This window comes from Streptomyces sp. NPDC093568, assembly GCF_044764945.1.
GTDB lineage: Bacteria > Actinomycetota > Actinomycetes > Streptomycetales > Streptomycetaceae > Streptomyces.
On record NZ_JBIWJD010000001.1, the window covers coordinates 843,558 to 860,030 of the forward strand.

At 71.1% G+C, this 16,473-nt stretch carries 14 protein-coding genes; 6 read left to right on the forward strand and 8 right to left on the reverse strand.

Annotated elements, in window-relative coordinates; genetic code table 11:
* Positions 1-145: 145 nt before the first annotated feature.
* Positions 146-1,009, reverse strand: a complete 864-nt coding sequence (locus ACIRD7_RS03675) for a LysR substrate-binding domain-containing protein (RefSeq protein ID WP_403449226.1) — start codon at positions 1,007-1,009, stop codon at positions 146-148.
* Between the two features lie 181 nt (positions 1,010-1,190).
* On the opposite strand from ACIRD7_RS03675, the gene ACIRD7_RS03680 reads away from it, so the two are divergent.
* Positions 1,191-2,204, forward strand: coding sequence for a bile acid:sodium symporter family protein (locus ACIRD7_RS03680; RefSeq protein WP_403449229.1), 1,014 nt, complete (start codon positions 1,191-1,193; stop codon positions 2,202-2,204).
* On the opposite strand, the gene ACIRD7_RS03685 is transcribed toward ACIRD7_RS03680, so the two are convergent.
* Positions 2,140-3,375, reverse strand: coding sequence for a DUF4185 domain-containing protein (locus ACIRD7_RS03685; protein WP_403449232.1), 1,236 nt, complete (start codon positions 3,373-3,375; stop codon positions 2,140-2,142). The two genes, ACIRD7_RS03680 and ACIRD7_RS03685, sit on opposite strands and share 65 nt — an antisense overlap.
* A 19-nt stretch (positions 3,376-3,394) precedes the next feature.
* Positions 3,395-5,278 carry an exo-alpha-sialidase gene (locus ACIRD7_RS03690; RefSeq protein ID WP_403449234.1) on the reverse strand — a complete coding sequence of 628 codons (1,884 nt, stop codon included), beginning with the start codon at positions 5,276-5,278 and terminating at the stop codon, positions 3,395-3,397.
* Positions 5,279-5,687: 409 nt separating this feature from the next.
* On the opposite strand from ACIRD7_RS03690, the gene ACIRD7_RS03695 reads away from it, so the two are divergent.
* Entirely contained in the window at positions 5,688-6,215 is a 528-nt protein-coding gene (locus tag ACIRD7_RS03695; protein ID WP_403449237.1) for an isochorismatase family protein, read from the forward strand.
* A gap of 88 nt (positions 6,216-6,303) precedes the next feature.
* Here the strand turns inward: ACIRD7_RS03695 and fdhD are convergent, their stop codons facing one another.
* The 5 genes from fdhD to ACIRD7_RS03720 are packed head-to-tail and all read right to left on the reverse strand — an operon-like array spanning position 6,304 to position 12,727.
* Positions 6,304-7,152 carry a formate dehydrogenase accessory sulfurtransferase FdhD gene (fdhD, locus tag ACIRD7_RS03700; RefSeq protein ID WP_403449238.1) on the reverse strand — a complete coding sequence of 283 codons (849 nt, stop codon included), beginning with the start codon at positions 7,150-7,152 and terminating at the stop codon, positions 6,304-6,306.
* A 7-nt stretch (positions 7,153-7,159) separates the two neighbouring features.
* Positions 7,160-8,020 carry a 2Fe-2S iron-sulfur cluster-binding protein gene (locus tag ACIRD7_RS03705; protein WP_403449241.1) on the reverse strand — a complete coding sequence of 287 codons (861 nt, stop codon included), beginning with the start codon at positions 8,018-8,020 and terminating at the stop codon, positions 7,160-7,162.
* The gene (locus ACIRD7_RS03710; RefSeq protein ID WP_403451638.1) at positions 8,017-9,834 is read right to left on the reverse strand and encodes an NADH-ubiquinone oxidoreductase-F iron-sulfur binding region domain-containing protein; all 1,818 of its coding nucleotides are present in this window, start codon (positions 9,832-9,834) and stop codon (positions 8,017-8,019) included. The genes ACIRD7_RS03705 and ACIRD7_RS03710 overlap by 4 nt, the downstream gene beginning before the upstream one ends.
* A 5-nt stretch (positions 9,835-9,839) precedes the next feature.
* Positions 9,840-11,759, reverse strand: coding sequence for a molybdopterin oxidoreductase family protein (locus ACIRD7_RS03715; protein ID WP_403449242.1), 1,920 nt, complete (start codon positions 11,757-11,759; stop codon positions 9,840-9,842).
* Positions 11,756-12,727: a 2-dehydropantoate 2-reductase gene (locus tag ACIRD7_RS03720; RefSeq protein WP_403449245.1), complete on the reverse strand. Its 972-nt coding sequence runs from the start codon at positions 12,725-12,727 to the stop codon at positions 11,756-11,758. The genes ACIRD7_RS03715 and ACIRD7_RS03720 overlap by 4 nt, the downstream gene beginning before the upstream one ends.
* A 262-nt stretch (positions 12,728-12,989) precedes the next feature.
* Between ACIRD7_RS03720 and ACIRD7_RS03725 the strand changes: the two genes are divergently transcribed.
* The 4 genes from ACIRD7_RS03725 to ACIRD7_RS03740 all read left to right on the forward strand — a co-directional run bounded on the left by ACIRD7_RS03725 (position 12,990) and on the right by ACIRD7_RS03740 (position 16,409).
* A complete protein-coding gene (locus ACIRD7_RS03725) occupies positions 12,990-14,357 on the forward strand; it encodes an OFA family MFS transporter (RefSeq protein ID WP_403449247.1) in 1,368 nt (455 codons plus the stop codon).
* Positions 14,332-14,460, forward strand: a complete 129-nt coding sequence (locus ACIRD7_RS03730; protein ID WP_403449250.1) for a hypothetical protein — start codon at positions 14,332-14,334, stop codon at positions 14,458-14,460. Before ACIRD7_RS03725 ends, ACIRD7_RS03730 begins: the two co-directional genes overlap by 26 nt.
* Positions 14,461-14,610: 150 nt before the next feature.
* Positions 14,611-15,549, forward strand: a complete 939-nt coding sequence (locus tag ACIRD7_RS03735; protein ID WP_403449251.1) for a beta-ketoacyl-ACP synthase III — start codon at positions 14,611-14,613, stop codon at positions 15,547-15,549.
* A 182-nt stretch (positions 15,550-15,731) separates the two neighbouring features.
* Positions 15,732-16,409, forward strand: coding sequence for a GntR family transcriptional regulator (locus ACIRD7_RS03740; protein WP_403449254.1), 678 nt, complete (start codon positions 15,732-15,734; stop codon positions 16,407-16,409).
* The last annotated feature ends 64 nt before the right edge of the window (positions 16,410-16,473 follow it).

The following is a 16,473-nucleotide window of genomic DNA, read 5'->3' on the forward strand; positions in this document are numbered from 1 at the left end:
CGATTACCGGGTACGGGCCCTGTTGATCATGGCATCCCCGCTGCACAGGCGTCTCCTCTGTCAGCGTGCGAGGGCCCGAACCTGTCACTCCGGTCACGTACCACCGCGCCCGCCGTCCCGACGTGCGCCGCCTCGAAGGGCGCGCTCAGCGCCGGTGCAGCCGGTGGCCCCCCGACAGGATGGCCGCCGCCAGCGCGTCCGCCGCCTCCTGGGCCGCCGTACGGCGCCGCCCGTGCACCAGCACGAAGTCGACGCGGCCGAGCGCCGGCAGTCCGAACCGGTCCGGGACGCGTACCAGACCGGGCGGGATCAGGCCTCGCGAGTGCGCCATCACCCCGAGGCCCGCGCGCGCCGCCGCGATCAGCCCGTTGAGGCTGCCGCTCGTGCACACGATCCGCCAGTCGCGCCCCTGCCGTTCCAGTGCTTCCAGCGCGAGCGTCCGCGTGATCCCGGGTGGCGGATAGACGATCAACGGCACCGGCCGGTCCGCCTCCAGGCGCAGCCGCTCCGCGCCGATCCACACCAGCCGGTCGTGCCAGACCGGCTCACCGCGCGGATCCTCGGGGCGCCGCTTGGCCAGCACCAGGTCGAGCTTCCCGGCGGCCAGCTGCTCGTGCAGGGTGCCCGACAGCTCGACCGTCAGCTCCAGGTCGACCTCGGGGTGCTCGTAGCGGAAGCCCTCCAGGATCTCCGGCAGCCGGGTCAGGACGAAGTCCTCCGACGCGCCGAAGCGCAGCCGGCCGCGCAGCCGGGTGCCGGTGAAGAACGACGTGGCCTGTTCGTGCACCTCCAGGATCCGCCGGGCGAAGCCGAGCATCGCCTCGCCGTCCTCGGTCAGCTCCACCGAGTGCGTGTCCCGGGTGAACAGCGGCCGCCCGGTGGCGTCCTCCAGCCGCCGTACGTGCTGGCTGACGGTCGACTGGCGCAGGCCGAGCCGCCGGGCGGCCTGCGTGAAGCTCAGCGTCTGGGCCACCGCGAGGAACGTGCGCAGATGGGACGGGTCGTACATACCGCCAAGGCTAGCCGCCGCTATCGCGAAACGTGATGACAGTCAGAGTGGTATGCCGGATTCCCGATCGCTGACGGCCGGAGGACGATGGAGAGGGCACGTCCGTGCCCGGAACCGGAAGTTCAGCGAAGCGACAGCGAAGTAGTGGAGCACAGTGAAACGCCTGCGATGGCCACGTTGGATGCCGATCGACCCCTACATCCTGCTGCTGCTCGGGACCGTGGGGCTGGCCGCCCTGTTCCCGGCGCGCGGGACGGCCTCCGATGTCGCCTCCGGCGCCTCCACGGCCGCCATCGCCTTCCTGTTCTTCCTCTACGGCGCCCGGCTGTCCACCCGTGAGGCGCTGGACGGCGTGAAGCACTGGCGGCTCCACGTCACCGTCCTCGCCTGCACCTTCGTCGTCTTCCCGCTGCTCGGCCTGGCCGCCCGCGGCCTCGTCCCGGTGATCCTGAGCGACCGCCTCTACCAGGGCCTGCTGTTCCTCACCCTGGTCCCGTCGACCATCCAGTCGTCGATCGCCTTCACCTCGATGGCCCGCGGCAACGTGCCCGCCGCGATCTGCGCGGGCTCCTTCTCCTCGCTCGTCGGCATCGTCCTCACCCCGCTGCTCGCGGCGGCCGTGCTCGGCGGCAGCGCCGGCGGCTTCTCCGCCGACTCGGTGGTGAAGATCGTCCTGCAGCTGCTGGTGCCGTTCGTCGCCGGGCAGGCGCTGCGCCGCTGGATCGGAAGCTTCGTCGCCCGGCACAAGAAGGTCCTCGGGCTCGTCGACCGCGGCTCGATCCTGCTCGTCGTCTACACCGCGTTCAGCGAGGGCATGGTCCAGGGCATCTGGCATCAGGTGAGCCCGGTCCGGCTCGGCGGCCTGCTCGCCGTGGAGGCCGTCCTGCTCGCCGTGATGCTCGCCCTGACCTGGTACGGCGCCAAGGCGCTGCGCTTCAACCGGGAGGACCGCATCGCCATCCAGTTCGCCGGCTCGAAGAAGTCCCTCGCCTCCGGGCTGCCCATGGCGAGCGTCCTGTTCGGCGCGCACGCCTCGCTCGCCGTGCTCCCGCTGATGCTGTTCCACCAGATGCAGCTGATGGTCTGCGCGGTCATCGCCAAGCGGCGCTCGCGCGATGCCGAGGAGACGATCACCGTGTCGGCGCCGCCCGCAGCGTCACGAACCGCGGTCGGTACAGGGACACGTTCCGGCTGAGCTGCGCCGCCGCGCCCCCGGTGTCCAGCCAGTTGACGTCGTAGCTCAGCACCAGACGCCCCTCGCCGCTCAGCTCGGGATGCACCTGCGGGTTGTAGGCGGCGACCTGGCCGCCCGGCGGCAGCGAGGGGGCGAAGTGCCTCGTCGGCCCGTGCCACGGCCCGGCCGGCGAGCAGGCCCAGTACGACGTCACGGTCGTCAGCCCCCGCGTGCCGGCGGCCATCGTGAACAGCACGTACGTCCCGCGCACCCGCGTCACCGAGAACGCGCTGCCCACCCCCGCGCGCTGCCCGTCCCCGAGCACCGCGCGCGGCCGGGCTCCCGCCTTCCCCCACGCGGAGCCGTTCCAGTACCGCCAGGCCCCCGGCTCGGCGAGCCGGCCCTCCGGGACGCGGGCGACATAGGCGTGCGAGACCGGCCGGGACGCGGCCTGACCGTCGTCGCCGCCGAAGACGTACGTCCAGCCGTCCTCCTCCACGAGCGTCGTGCCGAACAGGACCCGTCGCGAGGCGTCCGGCACCAGTCGCTGGTCGAGGACCGCGGTGACCGACTCCACCCGCAGGTCGGGCAGCGAGAGCGTGGCCACCTCGGTGGCGGTGGGCACCCCGTAGATCCACGGGGCCTGCCCGGCGGTGCGCACCCACAGCAGCACCCGCAGCACCTGTTCCGACGAGCCGGGGGAGCGGGGCTCGACGCGGGCCGCGACCGGCCACCGCCACTGGTTCGGGGCGGGATCCGGGAAGAGCGGGGCGGGCAGCGTGCGCTCCAGGCGTCCCTCGCGCATGACGACCGCCGAGTTGCGCACCAGCGGGGCGCTCGGTTCCCGCCAGGTGGAGGACTCCCCGAAGGGGTTGGGCGGGGCGTGCACCTGCCCGAGATAGGTGTCCGAGAACAGCCACAGCACCCGCCCGTCCGGCAGCCGCACCGAGTGCGTCCCGTCGCCGCCGGTCCAGTCGTCGGTACGGGAGGGGTCGTCGCCGTAGCGGGTGAACTCGGCGTTCAGGTCCTTCTCGGGCGCCCAGGACGCCACCGAGTGCGCCACGCACGCGCCACCGCCCTCCCGTTCGCCGTCGTCCGGGAGGGCGGTGAGCAGCACGGCCGCAAGAACCAGGGCCAGCAGGAGTCCGAGGCCGGTTCCCGTGCGCTGCCGTGCTCGTGTGTCGTCGGGCACGCCCGGGACGTTAGTGGCCTCAGCCCACTTGGTCCATGGGCAGCCACAGAACGGTGTCGCGGGTGTTCACCTTCTTGCGGGAGGCCGCCTGGGCCGCCGCGGTGGTCAGCTCCTCCTCGCCGAGCGCCCGGTTCCACACCCGGACGTCGTCGATCGTGCCGGTGAGGAAGGCCCGGCTGTCCATGCGCTGGCCGACGTGCACACCGAACGGCGAGTTGCGGCTGACCGAGCCGGGCACGTCCGTGGTGCTGATCGCCCTGCCGTCGAGGAACAGCGTCAGCCGGCCGCCGCCGCGCCGCAGCGCGAGATGGTGCCACTCGCCGTCGTTGGAAGCGCCGCCCGCCCACACGGACGAGGTGTGCACGGTCCCGTACCCCTCGCGCGTGGTGATCAGGGCGCGCACCCGGTCGTTGGCGGGCTCGCCGCGCAGCCAGACCTGGGGCTGGGTGCTGCCGATCCCGCCCATCCACAGGAACGGCTGCTCGCCGGTCGTGGCGGAGTAGCGGAAGAACAGCGACACCGTGAACTCACCGGATCCGAGCGGGAGCTGGGACCGGTACGGCAGCCGTACGGCGTCGTCGCGGCCGTCGAACTCCAGGGCGTTGCCCAGCACTCCGTCGGTCGTCTCGGGGCCGCCCAGGACGGTCGCACGGGGTGCCCCGATGGCGAGGTCCGGGGTGGTCGGGTCGGGGGCGCGCCGGGGCCCGAGCCAGTCGTCGTTGAACCGCGCGAAGCGGATCTCGTCCCGCGCGTCGACGGTGCCGCCCTCGTACATCAGGCCCACCGTGGACGCGTCGATGTCCACCATGTCGGAGTAGCCCGACCAGTCCGTGGTGACGACCTTGCCGCGGTCCACGCTCTCCCAGGTGTCGCCGCCGTCGTAGGAGCTGCGGATCATCATGGTCCGGCGGCGGTCCGGGTCGCCCGGGGCCGACAGCAGTATGCGGTTGCCCAACCGCAGTGTGGCTCCCTGGACTTGGGGCGTGTAGAGGTCCGGCATGTCGTGGAACGGCCCGGTGAAGCTGTCGCCGCCGTCGCTGCTGTACGTCTGGCTGCGGTGCCCGAGGTCGGTCCCGTCCTGCTCCCGGCCGCTGATGATGATCTTGCCGTCGGCGCGCTCGGTGAGGGTCACCTCGGACGGCTTCTGCCGGAAGGTGCCGTCGGTCGCGGAGATGGGCCAGGAGTCGGTGGCGCCGATCCTCCAGTTGTCGCCGCCGTCGTCGCTGACGATGAGCGCCGCGTGGTTGGCGGTGACCCGACTGCCGTCCCAGGTCTCGGTGTTGACGCCGAAGACCAGCCGCCCGGCGTGCTTGCCCTTGGTGAGCTGGATGCCGTGCACGGGGCCGGTGGCGTACCAGGAGTTCCAGTTCGCCGGCAGTATCCGGTCGCTCAGATCGCGCGGCTTCGACCACGTCCGCCCGTCGTCGTCGCTGTACTGCAGATAGGGGGTGCGGTTGCACGGGACCGAGCAACTGCCGCTGTCCGTACGCCCCGTGTTGTACGTCTCGGCCAGCAGGATGCGGCCGGTCTCGCGGTCCACGATCGGAGCGGGGTTCCCGTGCGTGTCGCCGTTGCCCTCGTTGACGACCTGGAGCGGACCCCAGGTGCGCCCGCCGTCGGTCGACCGCTTGAGCACGATGTCGATGTCGGCGGCGTCGCCGCAGTTGAGCACCCGCCCCTCGGCGAACGCCAGCAGGGTGCCGTCCTTGCTCTTCACGATCGCGGGGATGCGGAAGCAGGCGTACCCGGGGTCCTGGGAGGCCTTGAACAGCACCTGCTGCTCGAACGACGGGACGGTCTTCGCCGGTTGGGACTCCGCGGGACTTAACGTCGCGGCCGTCGCCGAGGTGGCGACGGCCGCGACGAGGGCAGCTCTGAGTCGTGCGCGAACTCTTGCTGGCATGGTGCGGCCCGCCCTTCATCGTCTGGTCATGCGTCCAGGCATCTGAACATTCGGACATCCCACGTCCAAAGTGCGCATCACAGACGTTAGTTGGGCTATCGCATACATCACAAGAACCGTGCACGTGTCACGTCACGGATGGAGTACCGCTTTCCCTCGGTTGGCCCGCGACACGGCAGTCGCGTGCGCCTCGGCAGCCACCTCCGGTGCGAACTCACGCCATCGGGCGACGGCGCACTGGCGTCCGTAAGAAGGTTGTATGCCGGAATTGTCGTGCGGTCGGAACTGTACGCCACGGGCCGCCCGCCGGCCGTGAGCGACACGGGAGGACGCTTCGGCGTGTCGCCGCGCGGGGACCCGTTGATCCGGATTCCCGGTACGCGGCGCTGATGGCGGATAACGTTCCGTCATGACCGCACCTCTCGCGCTCCCGTCCGCACACACCGCCCTCGTGCTGGTCGACCTGATGGATCGCATCGTCGCCCTGTCCCTCGAGCCCCGCAAGGGCACCGAAGTCCTCGTCACCTGCGAGGAGTTGGCGACGGCCTTCCGCTCCTCGGGCGCGACCGTCGCCGTCGTCCGCGTCGAACGTCCCGGCGTCGCCGAGCAGCCGCCCGGCAGCGGCCTCGTGCAAGGCCTGCTGAGGGACGGCGACATCGAGATCGTGAAGCGCACCATCGGCGGCTTCCAGGACACGGGCCTGCACGACCGCCTCCGCGAAAGGGGCGTCACCACCCTGGTGTTCGGCGGCATCGCCACCAACCTCGGCGTGGAGTCCACCGCCCGTGCCGCCGCCGACCTCGGCTACGAGCTGGTCTTCGTCGAGGACGCGATGACGGCGTTCACGGCGGCGGAACACGACGCGTCGGTGCGGCTCGACTTCCCGAGGCTGGGCACGGTGGTGAAGGCGCACCAGGTGCACCTCACCGGCGGCTGAGCCATCCGGAGGAAACAGCGGGGCCCACCACGGCGCAGGGGGCGCTCCCCGCCGATCGGGGCCCCGCCGCCGTGTCGCGGGGAGCCTGTCAGGCCTGGGCGGCCGCGGTCCGCAGGGCCAGCCGGTGTTCGCCCGCGTACACGTTCATGGAGCTGCCCCGCAGGAAGCCCACCAGTGTCAGCCCCGTCTCCGCCGCCAGGTCCACCGCGAGCGACGAGGGCGCCGAGACCGCCGCGAGCACCGGGATCCCGGCCATCACGGCCTTCTGCGCCAGCTCGAAGCTGGCCCGCCCCGACACCAGCAGGATCGTCCGGGACAGCGGCAGGTCCCCGCTCTGCAGGGCACGTCCGACCAGCTTGTCGACCGCGTTGTGCCGGCCCACGTCCTCCCGTATGTCCAGCAGCTCGCCCTCCTCGGAGAACAGGGCCGCCGCGTGCAGGCCCCCGGTCCGGTCGAACACCCGCTGGGACTCGCGCAGCCGGTCGGGGAAGCCGGCGAGCAGCTCGGGGTCGACCCGGACCGGGGGAGTGTCGGCGATCGGCCAGCGGGCCGTGGTACGGACGGCGTCCAGCGACGCCTTGCCGCACAGCCCGCAGGACGACGTCGTGTACACGTTCCGTTCGAGGGTGAAGTCGGGGAGGGTCACCCCAGGGGCGGTGCGCACGTCCACCACGTTGTACGTGTTCGACCCGTCCGCCGTGGCGCCCGCGCAGTACACGATGTTCTGCAGGTCGCTCTCCTCGGCGAGCACCCCTTCGCTCACCAGGAACCCGGCCGCGAGCGCGAAGTCGTCGCCGGGGGTGCGCATGGTGATCGCGAGCGATTTGCCGTTGAGGCGGATCTCCAGCGGTTCCTCGGCCACGAGCGTGTCCGGGCGGCTGGAGACCGCCCCGTCCCGGATCCGGATGACCTTGCGTCGTTCCGTGACTCGTCCCATATGTGTCTCAGTCCCGGTTCTGTACGTGCTGGTAGCCGAAACGGCCCTTGATGCAGAGGTTGCCGTGGGTCACCGGGTTGTCGTGCGGCGAGGTGACCTTCACGATCTCATTGTCCTGCACGTGGAGGGTGAGGTTGCAGCCCACACCGCAGTACGCGCACACGGTGGTCGTCTCGGTCTGCTGGGACTCGTCCCAGGTACCCGCCGCCCGCATGTCGAACTCGGACTTGAAGGACAGCGCCCCCGTCGGGCACACCTCGATGCAGTTCCCGCAGTACACGCACGCCGAATCGGTCAGCGGCGCGTCGTGCTCCACGGCGATGCGCGCGTCGAACCCGCGCCCCGCGACCGAGATCGCGAAGCTGTTCTGCCACTGGCCCCCGCACGCGTCCACGCACTTGTAACAGAGGATGCACTTGTCGTAGTCGCGCACGTACAGATCGTTGTCGACCCTCGGCTCCTCGTTCAGCCGGGCCGCGTCCGGGCCGAAGCGGTCCGGCTTGGCCTCGTACTCCTTGAGCCACTCGGCGACCCGCGGGGTCGTCGACAGGTCCACCGAGGAGGCGAGGAGCTCCAGGACGATCTTGCGGCTGTGCCGGGCGCGCTCCGTGTCGGTTTTGACCTCCATGCCGGGCTCGGCCTTGCGGGAGCAGGCCGGGACGAGGGTGCGCGCGCCCTCGACCTCGACGACACAGACCCGGCAGGCGTTCTTCGGGGTGAGCGTGTCGCCCTCGCAGAGAGTGGGGACGTCCTTGCCCGCCGCCCGGCAGGCGTCGAGGATCGTCGACCCCTCGGGGGCGCGCACCGGCTCCCCGTCGAGGGTGAACTCCAGCAGCCGGCGCGGAATCCCCAGCGGTGTCACGGTCATTCGTACGCCCCCAGTCGGTCGATGGCGGATTCCACGGCGTTCCACGCGGTCTGCCCCAGACCGCAGATCGAGGCGTCCCGCATGGCGCGGCCGACCTCCCTGAGCAGGGCGATGTCATCGGCGGCCGCCGCACCCGTGCGCTCGGCGATCCGGTGCAGCGCCTCCTCCTGCCGGACGGTCCCGACCCGGCACGGCACGCACTGCCCGCACGACTCGTCACGGAAGAACTCGGCGATGCGCAGCAGCAGCCGCGGCAGCGGGACGGTGTCGTCGAAGGCCATGACCACACCGGAGCCGAGTGTCGTGCCGGCCTCCCGGGTGCCCTCGAAGGTGAGCGGGATGTCCAGCTCGTCGGGCCGTACGAAGCCGCCCGCCGCGCCGCCCAGCAGCACCGCCCGCAGTCCCTCCCGCACCCCGGCCAGCTCCAGCAGCTCGCCGAGCGTCGCGCCGAACGGCAGCTCGTAGATCCCCGGCCGCGCCACGCTTCCCGACACGCAGAACAGCTTCGGCCCGGTCGACCTCGCCGTGCCGATCGCCGCGTACGCCGGTGCCCCCATGGTCAGGATCGGCAGTACGTTGACCAGCGTCTCCACGTTGTTCTCGACGGTCGGCTTGCCGAACAGGCCCTTCTCCACCGGGAACGGCGGCTTCGAGCGGGGTTCGCCCCGGTAGCCCTCGATGGAATTGAAGAGTGCCGTCTCCTCGCCGCAGATGTACGCCCCGGCGCCGCGCCGGATCTCGATGTCGAAGGCGTACCCCTGGCCGAGGATGTCGTCCCCGAGCAGCCCACGCGCGCGTGCCTGGGCGACGGCGTGTTCCAGACGGGCGAGGGCGCGCGGGTACTCGCCGCGCAGATACAGGTACCCCTGGTGCGCGCCCGTCGCGTACGCCGCGATCGTCATCGCCTCGACCAGCGCGAACGGGTCGCCCTCCATGATCACTCGGTCCTTGAAGGTGCCCGGCTCGGACTCGTCGGCGTTGCAGACGAGGTAGTGCGGATGGTCGGGCTGCGACGCCGTGGCCTGCCATTTGCGGCCGGTGGGGAAGGCGGCGCCGCCACGGCCGACCAGGCCGGAGTCGGTGACCTCGCGGATGACTCCGGCGGGGCCGAGCGCGAAGGCCCGGCGCAGTGCGGTGTAACCGCCGTGGGCGCGGTAGTCGTCCAGCGAGGCCGGGTCCACCACTCCCACGCGCCGCAGCAGGACCAGATCGTCGCTGCCCGCCTGCGGTACGGCCGTCGCGGCCGACGGCTCCTCGGGCGCCGAGTCCGGTGCGCTCGCGGCGAGGACCGCCCCGTGCACGGTCGCCGGCGCCGAGACCGCCGTACGCACCGGATCCCCGGCCCTGATCGCGAGCGCCGCCGGAGCCCGTTCGCACAGGCCGAGGCAGGGGCTGCGCTCCACCTGGACACCTGGACCGAGCCCCGCCTCGACACCGGCGCACAGCTCGCTCGCGCCGGCGGCGGCGCACGCGAGGTCCGTGCACACGTGGAGCACGGTCGCGGGACGCGGCTTGACGGAGAACATGGCGTAGAAGGTGGCCACGCCGTACGCCTCCGACGGCGGCACCGTCAGCCGCCGGCACAGATAGTCGAGGGCGCCCTCGCTGATCCAGCCGACCCGGTCGTTGATCGCGTGCAGCCCCGGCAACAGCAGGTCGCGGCGGTCCCGGGCCTCCCGGCCGCCGCGCGCCCACCGCAGATCGGCGTCGGTGCGGTCGGCGCCCTCCCAGGAGGACTCCGGGGGGCCCAACAGGGCGTCGACGGCCGCCCGTTCGTCGTCCGTCGGTTTGCTGTCGCCGAAGTGCAGGTCCACTTGCGTCACCTCACGATGGTCGCGACGGGGAGCTTCTCGATCCGGATCGCCGACGCCTTGAACTCCGCCGTCCCCGCGATCGGGCAGTTCGCCTCGATCGTCAGCTGGTTGGTGTCCACCTCGTCGGGAAAGTGCATGGTCATGAAGGCGAGGCCGGGGCGCAGCGCGGTGTCGACCCACACCGGCGCGACGACGGAGCCGCGCCGCGAGGTCACCTGGACCTCCTCGCCGACGACCACCCCGTACCGCTCGGCGTCCTCCGGGCACAGCTCGACGAACTCGCCGCGCCGCAGCGGGGAGGCGAAACTCCCGCTCTGCACACCGGTGTTGTACGAGTCGAGCCGCCGCCCGGTGGTGAGCCGGATCGGGTACTCCTCGTCGGTGAGGTCGACCGGCGGATCGTGCTGGACGATCCCGAAGGGGGCGGGCCTGCCCCGCTCGGCCGGGTCCTTCTGCCACAACCGGCCGTGCAGATAGGTCGGTTCGAGCCGGTCGGTGCTCGGGCACGGCCACTGGATGCCCTGGTGGTGCTCCAGCCGGTCGTAGGTCATCCCGTAGTGGTCCGGGGAGATCGAGCGCAGCTCGTTCCAGACGGCCTCGGCGTCGGCGTACTTCCAGTCGTGGCCGAGCCGCACCGCCAGGTCGCAGATGATGTCGATGTCCTCACGGGCCTCGCCGGGCGGAGTGACCGCCCGCCGCACCCGCTGAACCCGCCGCTCGCTGTTGGTGGTGGTGCCGTCGGTCTCCGCCCACCCGGCGGTCGCGGGGAGGACGACGTCCGCGAGCTCCGCCGTCCGGGTCAGGAAGATGTCCTGCACGACGAGGAAGTCCAGCTGCCGCATCCGCCGTACGGCCTGCTCGCTGTCCGCCTCCGACTGCGCCGGGTTCTCGCCGATGCAGTAGACGGCCTTGAGCTCGCCCTCCTCCATCGCCTCGAACATCTCGGTGAGGTTGAGGCCGTAGTGGGGCTGGATGACCGTGTCCCAGGCCGACTCGAACTTCAGGCGAACGCTCGTGTCGAGGATGTCCTGGAAGCCGGGCAGGCGGTTGGGGATCGCGCCCATGTCGCCGCCGCCCTGCACGTTGTTCTGGCCGCGCAGGGGTTGCAGGCCGGAGCCGTAGCGGCCGACGTGGCCGGTCAGCAGCGACAGGTTGATCAGCGCGCGGACGTTGTCGGTGCCGTTGTGGTGCTCGGTGATGCCGAGGGTCCAGCACAGCTGGGCGCGCTCGGCGCGGGCGTAGGCGTGCGCCAGCTCCCGTATCGCGGCGGCCGGTACGCCCGTCACCTTCTCGGCCAGCGACAGGGTCCACGGCTCGACCAGTGCCCTGTACTCCTCGAACCCGCTGGTCGCCCGCTCGATGAACGCCTCGTTGGCGAGGCCCGCGTGGATGATCTCGCGGCCGATGGCGTGTGCCATCGGGATGTCGGTGCCGACGTTCAGACCCATCCAGCTCTCCGCCCACTCGGCGGTGGAGGTGCGGCGCGGGTCGACGGCGTACATCCGGGCGCCGTTCCTGATCCCCTTCAGCACGTGCTGGAAGAAGATCGGGTGCGCGAAGCGGGCGTTGGAGCCCCACATCACGATGACGTCGGTGTGCTCGATCTCCTCGTACGACGAGGTCCCGCCGCCCGAGCCGAAGGCCGCCGAGAGACCCGCGACGCTCGGCGCGTGGCAGGTGCGGTTGCAGGAGTCGACGTTGTTGGTGCCCATGACGACCCGGGCGAACTTCTGCGCCACGTAGTTCATCTCGTTCGTGGCCCGGGCGCAGGAGAACATGCCGAAGGCGCCGCGGTTGCGGGCCAGGCCCTCGGCCGCGCGGGTCAGGGCCTCCTCCCAGGTCGCCCGGCGGAACGGCTCGTCGCGGGAGTCCCGTACGAGCGGGTGCGTCAGCCGGGTGTAGTTCTTCGGTTGCCGTTTCCTCATGCGGCGCTCCTCAGCGCGAGCAGGTCCGAGATGGCGTGCACGGTGCGCAGGGTGGGCACGTCCACGCCGGTGATCTCCGCCAACTCGACGACGGCCGCGAGGAGTACGTCGAGTTCGAGCGGCTTGCCGCGCTCCAGGTCCTGGAGCGTGGAGGTGCGGTGGTCGCCGACCTTCTCGGCGCCCGCGAGCCGGCGCTCGATGGAGACGCCGACCTCGCAGCCGAGGGCCTCGGCGACGGCGAGCGTCTCGGTCATCATGATCTCGATGACCTTGCGGGTGCCGCCGTGCAGGCACATCTGCCGCATGGTGGCGCGGGCCAGCGCGCTGATCGGGTTGAAGGAGATGTTGCCGAGCAGCTTGAGCCAGATGTCGTTGCGCAGGTCGGGTTCGACCGGGCACTTCAGACCGCCGGCGACCATGGCCTCGCTGAGGTCCTGACAGCGCCTGGAGACGCTGCGGTCGGGCTCGCCGATGGAGAACCGGGTGCCTTCCAAGTGCCGTACGACACCCGGGCCCTCGAGTTCGGTGGCGGCGTAGACCACGCAGCCGACGGCCCGTTCGGGCGCGAGCACCGCACTGACCGCGCCGCCGGGGTCCACGCTCTCGACGCGGTGGCCGTCGTGCGGGCCGCCGTGCCGGTGGAAGTACCACCAGGGGATGCCGTTCTGGGCGGCCACGACCGCCGTGCCGTCGTGCAGAAGGGGCTCGATGAGCGGCCCGCACGCCGCGTACGAGTTGGCCTTCAGGCCCAGGAAGACGAAGTCGACCGGCCCGATCGCGGCCGGGTCGTCGGTGGCGTGGGCGCGGGCGGTGAAGTCGCCGCGCGGACTGAGCACCCGTACTCCGTGCTGCCTCATGGCCGCGAGATGCGGTCCACGGGCGATCAGGTGCACGTCGGCGCCGGCGCGGTGCAGCGCGGCTCCGACATAGGCGCCGATGGCACCGGCACCGAGGACTGCAACTTTCACTTCGGAACGCTCCGTTCGGTCGAGGGAGTACCGCGGAGGTGGCTGGGAAGTAGCGTCCGATCCGTCTCAGGCGATGAGCCGAATCTCGTCGACTGAATATTGTCTACAGTATGGATGGGGGTGCAGCAAGGGTTCGCGCACGGCGTTCGGGAAGGGGTTCCGGACGCTGTTCGACCGTTCGTCGCTTCCCGCATACCGCTCACCGCATACGGTCGACGTGCCGCCTTCTCAACTCCCCGCGTGATCCCTACCGTTCGGGATCATGAGTCCACCGCTCGCACCCCCGGGATGGAGCCGCTGGCTGGTTCCGCCCGCCGCTCTGTCGGTCCATCTGTCCATCGGCCAGGCCTATGCATGGAGCGTCTTCAAGCCCCCGCTTGAATCCGCGCTCGGCCTCAGCGGCACGCAGAGCGCGCTGCCCTTCCAGCTCGGCATCGTCATGCTCGGCCTGTCGGCCGCGTTCGGCGGCACGCTGGTGGAGCGCAACGGCCCGCGCTGGGCCATGACCGTCGCCCTGATCTGCTTCTCGTCCGGCTTCCTGCTCTCCGCCCTCGGTGCGGCGACCGAGCAGTACTGGCTGATCGTCCTCGGCTACGGCTTCGTGGGCGGCATCGGCCTCGGCATCGGCTACATCTCACCGGTCTCCACACTGATCAAGTGGTTCCCCGACCGGCCAGGCATGGCCACCGGAATCGCGATCATGGGCTTCGGCGGCGGTGCGCTCATCGCCTCGCCCTGGTCGGCGCAGATGCTGGAGTCGTTCGGCAGCGACAGCTCCGGGATCGCGCTGGCGTTCCTCGTGCACGGACTGTCGTACGCGGTGTTCATGACGCTGGGCGTCCTCTTGGTCAGGGTGCCGCGAGCCGACCAAGGGGCGCGGGGCGGTGTTGAATCTGCGGCTACCGCCGCGGGGGCGCGACAAGCCCCCACCGGCCCGCAGGTGAGCGCGAAGCAGGCGATCCGCACGCCGCAGTTCTGGTGCCTGTGGGTCGTGCTCTGCATGAACGTGACCGCGGGCATCGGCATCCTGGAGAAGGCCGCGCCGATGATCACGGACTTCTTCGCGAACACCTCGACAACGGTGTCGGCCTCGGCCGCGGCCGGCTTCGTCGCCCTGCTGTCCGCCGCCAACATGGCCGGCCGGATCGGCTGGTCGTCGACCTCCGACCTGATCGGGCGCAAGAACATCTACCGTGTGTACCTGGGCGCCGGTGCGCTGATGTACGGCCTGATCGCGCTGGCCGGCGACTCCTCCAAGCCGCTGTTCATCCTCTGCGCCCTGGTGATCCTGTCCTTCTACGGCGGCGGTTTCGCGACGATCCCGGCGTATCTGAAGGACCTGTTCGGGACCTACCAGGTGGGCGCCATCCACGGGCGGCTGCTCACCGCCTGGTCCACGGCCGGTGTCCTCGGGCCACTTATTGTGAACTGGATCGCCGACCGGCAGGAGGAGGCGGGCAAGAGCGGCTCGTCCCTGTACACCCTGTCCCTGTTCATCATGATCGGGCTCCTCGCGGTGGGTTTCGTCGCCAACGAACTCGTCCGGCCCGTCCACCCGCGTCATCACGTTCCCGTCCCGGCGTCCAAGGAGAAGGAGGCAGCCGATGTCCAGCGACAGCAGTCCGCCTAGCCGCCGGGGGCTGATCGCCTTCGCCTGGGCATGGGTGGGGGTGCCGCTCGCGTACGGGCTCTACGAACTCGTGCAGAAAGCGACGCAGCTGTTCACCGGGTAGGCGTTCGGGAGTTGTCCGGGCGTCCGAGGGCCTGACGGAAGCTGACAACGCGGACGCCCGATTCCTGTGGCATCACGTGCCGCCGTACCCGTGAGTCACTGATCAGACTGGTGAATCCCGCTACCCGAGGTCCGAGGGGGATCACCAGCGATGAACGGCTCGCGCATCGCCGCAGTCGGCCACTACCAGCCCGCCAGAGTGCTCACCAACGAGGAGCTGGCGGGCATGGTCGACACCAGTGACGAGTGGATCACGAGCCGGGTGGGCATCCGCACGCGGCACATCGCCGGGCCCGACGAGCCGGTCGACGAGCTAGCCGCCCACGCCGCCGCCAAGGCGCTCGCGGCGGCGGGCCTCGCGCCCGGCGACATCGACCTGGTCCTGGTCGCCACCTCCACCGCCATCGACCGCTCCCCGAACATGGCCGCCCGGGTCGCGAACCGGCTGGGCGTCCCCTCGCCCGCGGCGATGGACGTCAACGTCGTCTGCGCCGGGTTCACGCACGCCCTGGCCACCGCCGACCACGCCGTGCGGGCCGGGGCCGCGACCCGGGCTCTGGTGATCGGCGCCGACAAGATGTCCGACGTGACCGACTGGAGCGACCGTACGACCTGTGTGCTGGTCGGGGACGGGGCCGGCGCGGCCGTCGTGGAGGCGTCCGAGGAGGCCCGCATCGGGCCGGTGCTGTGGGGTTCGGTGCCCGAGATGGGGCACGCGGTGCGGATCGAGGGGCAGCCCGCGCGGTTCGCGCAGGAGGGGCAGAGCGTCTACCGCTGGGCGACGACGCAGCTGCCGGGGATCGCCCGCAAGGCCTGCGAGAAGGCAGGTCTCGCGCCCGAGGACCTCGCCGGGGTCGTGCTGCACCAGGCCAACCTGCGCATCATCGAGCCCCTCGCCGAGAAGCTCGGCGCGGTCAACGCCGTGGTGGCGCGGGACGTCTCCGAGTCGGGGAACACCTCGGCGGCCAGCATTCCGCTGGCGCTGTCCAAGCTGGTGGAGCAGGGGCGGATCTCCACCGGGGACCCGGTGCTGCTCTTCGGGTTCGGCGGGAACCTCTCCTACGCCGGACAGGTCGTCCGGTGCCCCTGACGCCCGTGTGATGCGGACAAACGCCCGTGTGATGTGGCCAATCGCCTGTGTGATGTGGCCGACTCCTCAGCCCTCTGGCACTTGTGCGCCGTAGACTGTAGACGAAAGACAATTGATACTGGCTTTCCGTGACGGTCGGCTACGGGACGCAGTCGCCCGGCGTTCGCCCAGGAGGGGAACCGATGTTGTCGACAGGACTGCCGCAGGGTGCGGTGCCCAAGCTCGAACGGCCCGGCCCGCTGCGCGACCGCGTCTACGAGGCGCTGCTCGAACTCATCACCACCCGCGCCCTCCGGCCCGGCCAGCACCTCGTCGAGAGCGAACTGGCAGGCCACCTCGGCGTGTCGCGCCAGCCGGTGCGTGAGGCGCTGCAGCGGCTGAACACCGAGGGCTGGGTCGATCTGCGGCCCGCGCAGGGCGCGTTCGTGCACGAGCCGACGGAGGAGGAGGCCGACCAGCTCCTCACCGTGCGCACCCTCCTGGAGGCCGAGGCCGCCCGGCTCGCCGCCGCCCATGCGGACAGCGCCGGCATCAAGGCCCTGGAAGAGCTGTGCGCCGAGGGCGAGAAGGCCGTCGCCGCCGACGACGTGGACGCCGCCGTCGCCCTCAACGCCCGCTTCCACGCCAAGATCATGGAGCTGGCGGGCAACGCGGTCCTCGCCGAGCTGGCGGCCCAGGTCGACCGGCGCGTGCGCTGGTACTACACGCCGGTCGCCCGTCAGCGCGGGCACCAGTCCTGGATCGAGCACCGGGGGATGATCGCCGCGATCACGGCCCGGGACGAGGCGAGTGCCACCGCACTGATGCGGGAGCACACGGAGCACACGCGGCGTTCGTATCACGCGCGGTCCGACTCCTGAGGTGAGGGCCGTGGCCGGGCCGGTTCCCGGTCATGGCGGCGCGTTGTTCGTCGAGGCGTCCGTG

What these genes read in the sequence shown, in the direction of transcription:
- ACIRD7_RS03675 (WP_403449226.1), bottom strand. Translation starts at nt 1,009, where the DNA reads ATGTACGACCCGTCCCATCTGCGCACGTTCCTCGCGGTGGCCCAGACG.
- ACIRD7_RS03680 (WP_403449229.1), top strand. Translation starts at nt 1,191, where the DNA reads ATGCCGATCGACCCCTACATCCTGCTGCTGCTCGGGACCGTGGGGCTG.
- ACIRD7_RS03690 (WP_403449234.1), bottom strand. Translation starts at nt 5,278, where the DNA reads ATGCCAGCAAGAGTTCGCGCACGACTCAGAGCTGCCCTCGTCGCGGCC.
- ACIRD7_RS03695 (WP_403449237.1), top strand. Translation starts at nt 5,688, where the DNA reads ATGACCGCACCTCTCGCGCTCCCGTCCGCACACACCGCCCTCGTGCTG.
- fdhD (WP_403449238.1), bottom strand. Translation starts at nt 7,152, where the DNA reads ATGGGACGAGTCACGGAACGACGCAAGGTCATCCGGATCCGGGACGGG.
- ACIRD7_RS03705 (WP_403449241.1), bottom strand. Translation starts at nt 8,020, where the DNA reads ATGACCGTGACACCGCTGGGGATTCCGCGCCGGCTGCTGGAGTTCACC.
- ACIRD7_RS03715 (WP_403449242.1), bottom strand. Translation starts at nt 11,759, where the DNA reads ATGAGGAAACGGCAACCGAAGAACTACACCCGGCTGACGCACCCGCTC.
- ACIRD7_RS03725 (WP_403449247.1), top strand. Translation starts at nt 12,990, where the DNA reads ATGAGTCCACCGCTCGCACCCCCGGGATGGAGCCGCTGGCTGGTTCCG.
- ACIRD7_RS03730 (WP_403449250.1), top strand. Translation starts at nt 14,332, where the DNA reads ATGTCCAGCGACAGCAGTCCGCCTAGCCGCCGGGGGCTGATCGCCTTC.
- ACIRD7_RS03735 (WP_403449251.1), top strand. Translation starts at nt 14,611, where the DNA reads ATGAACGGCTCGCGCATCGCCGCAGTCGGCCACTACCAGCCCGCCAGA.
- ACIRD7_RS03740 (WP_403449254.1), top strand. Translation starts at nt 15,732, where the DNA reads ATGTTGTCGACAGGACTGCCGCAGGGTGCGGTGCCCAAGCTCGAACGG.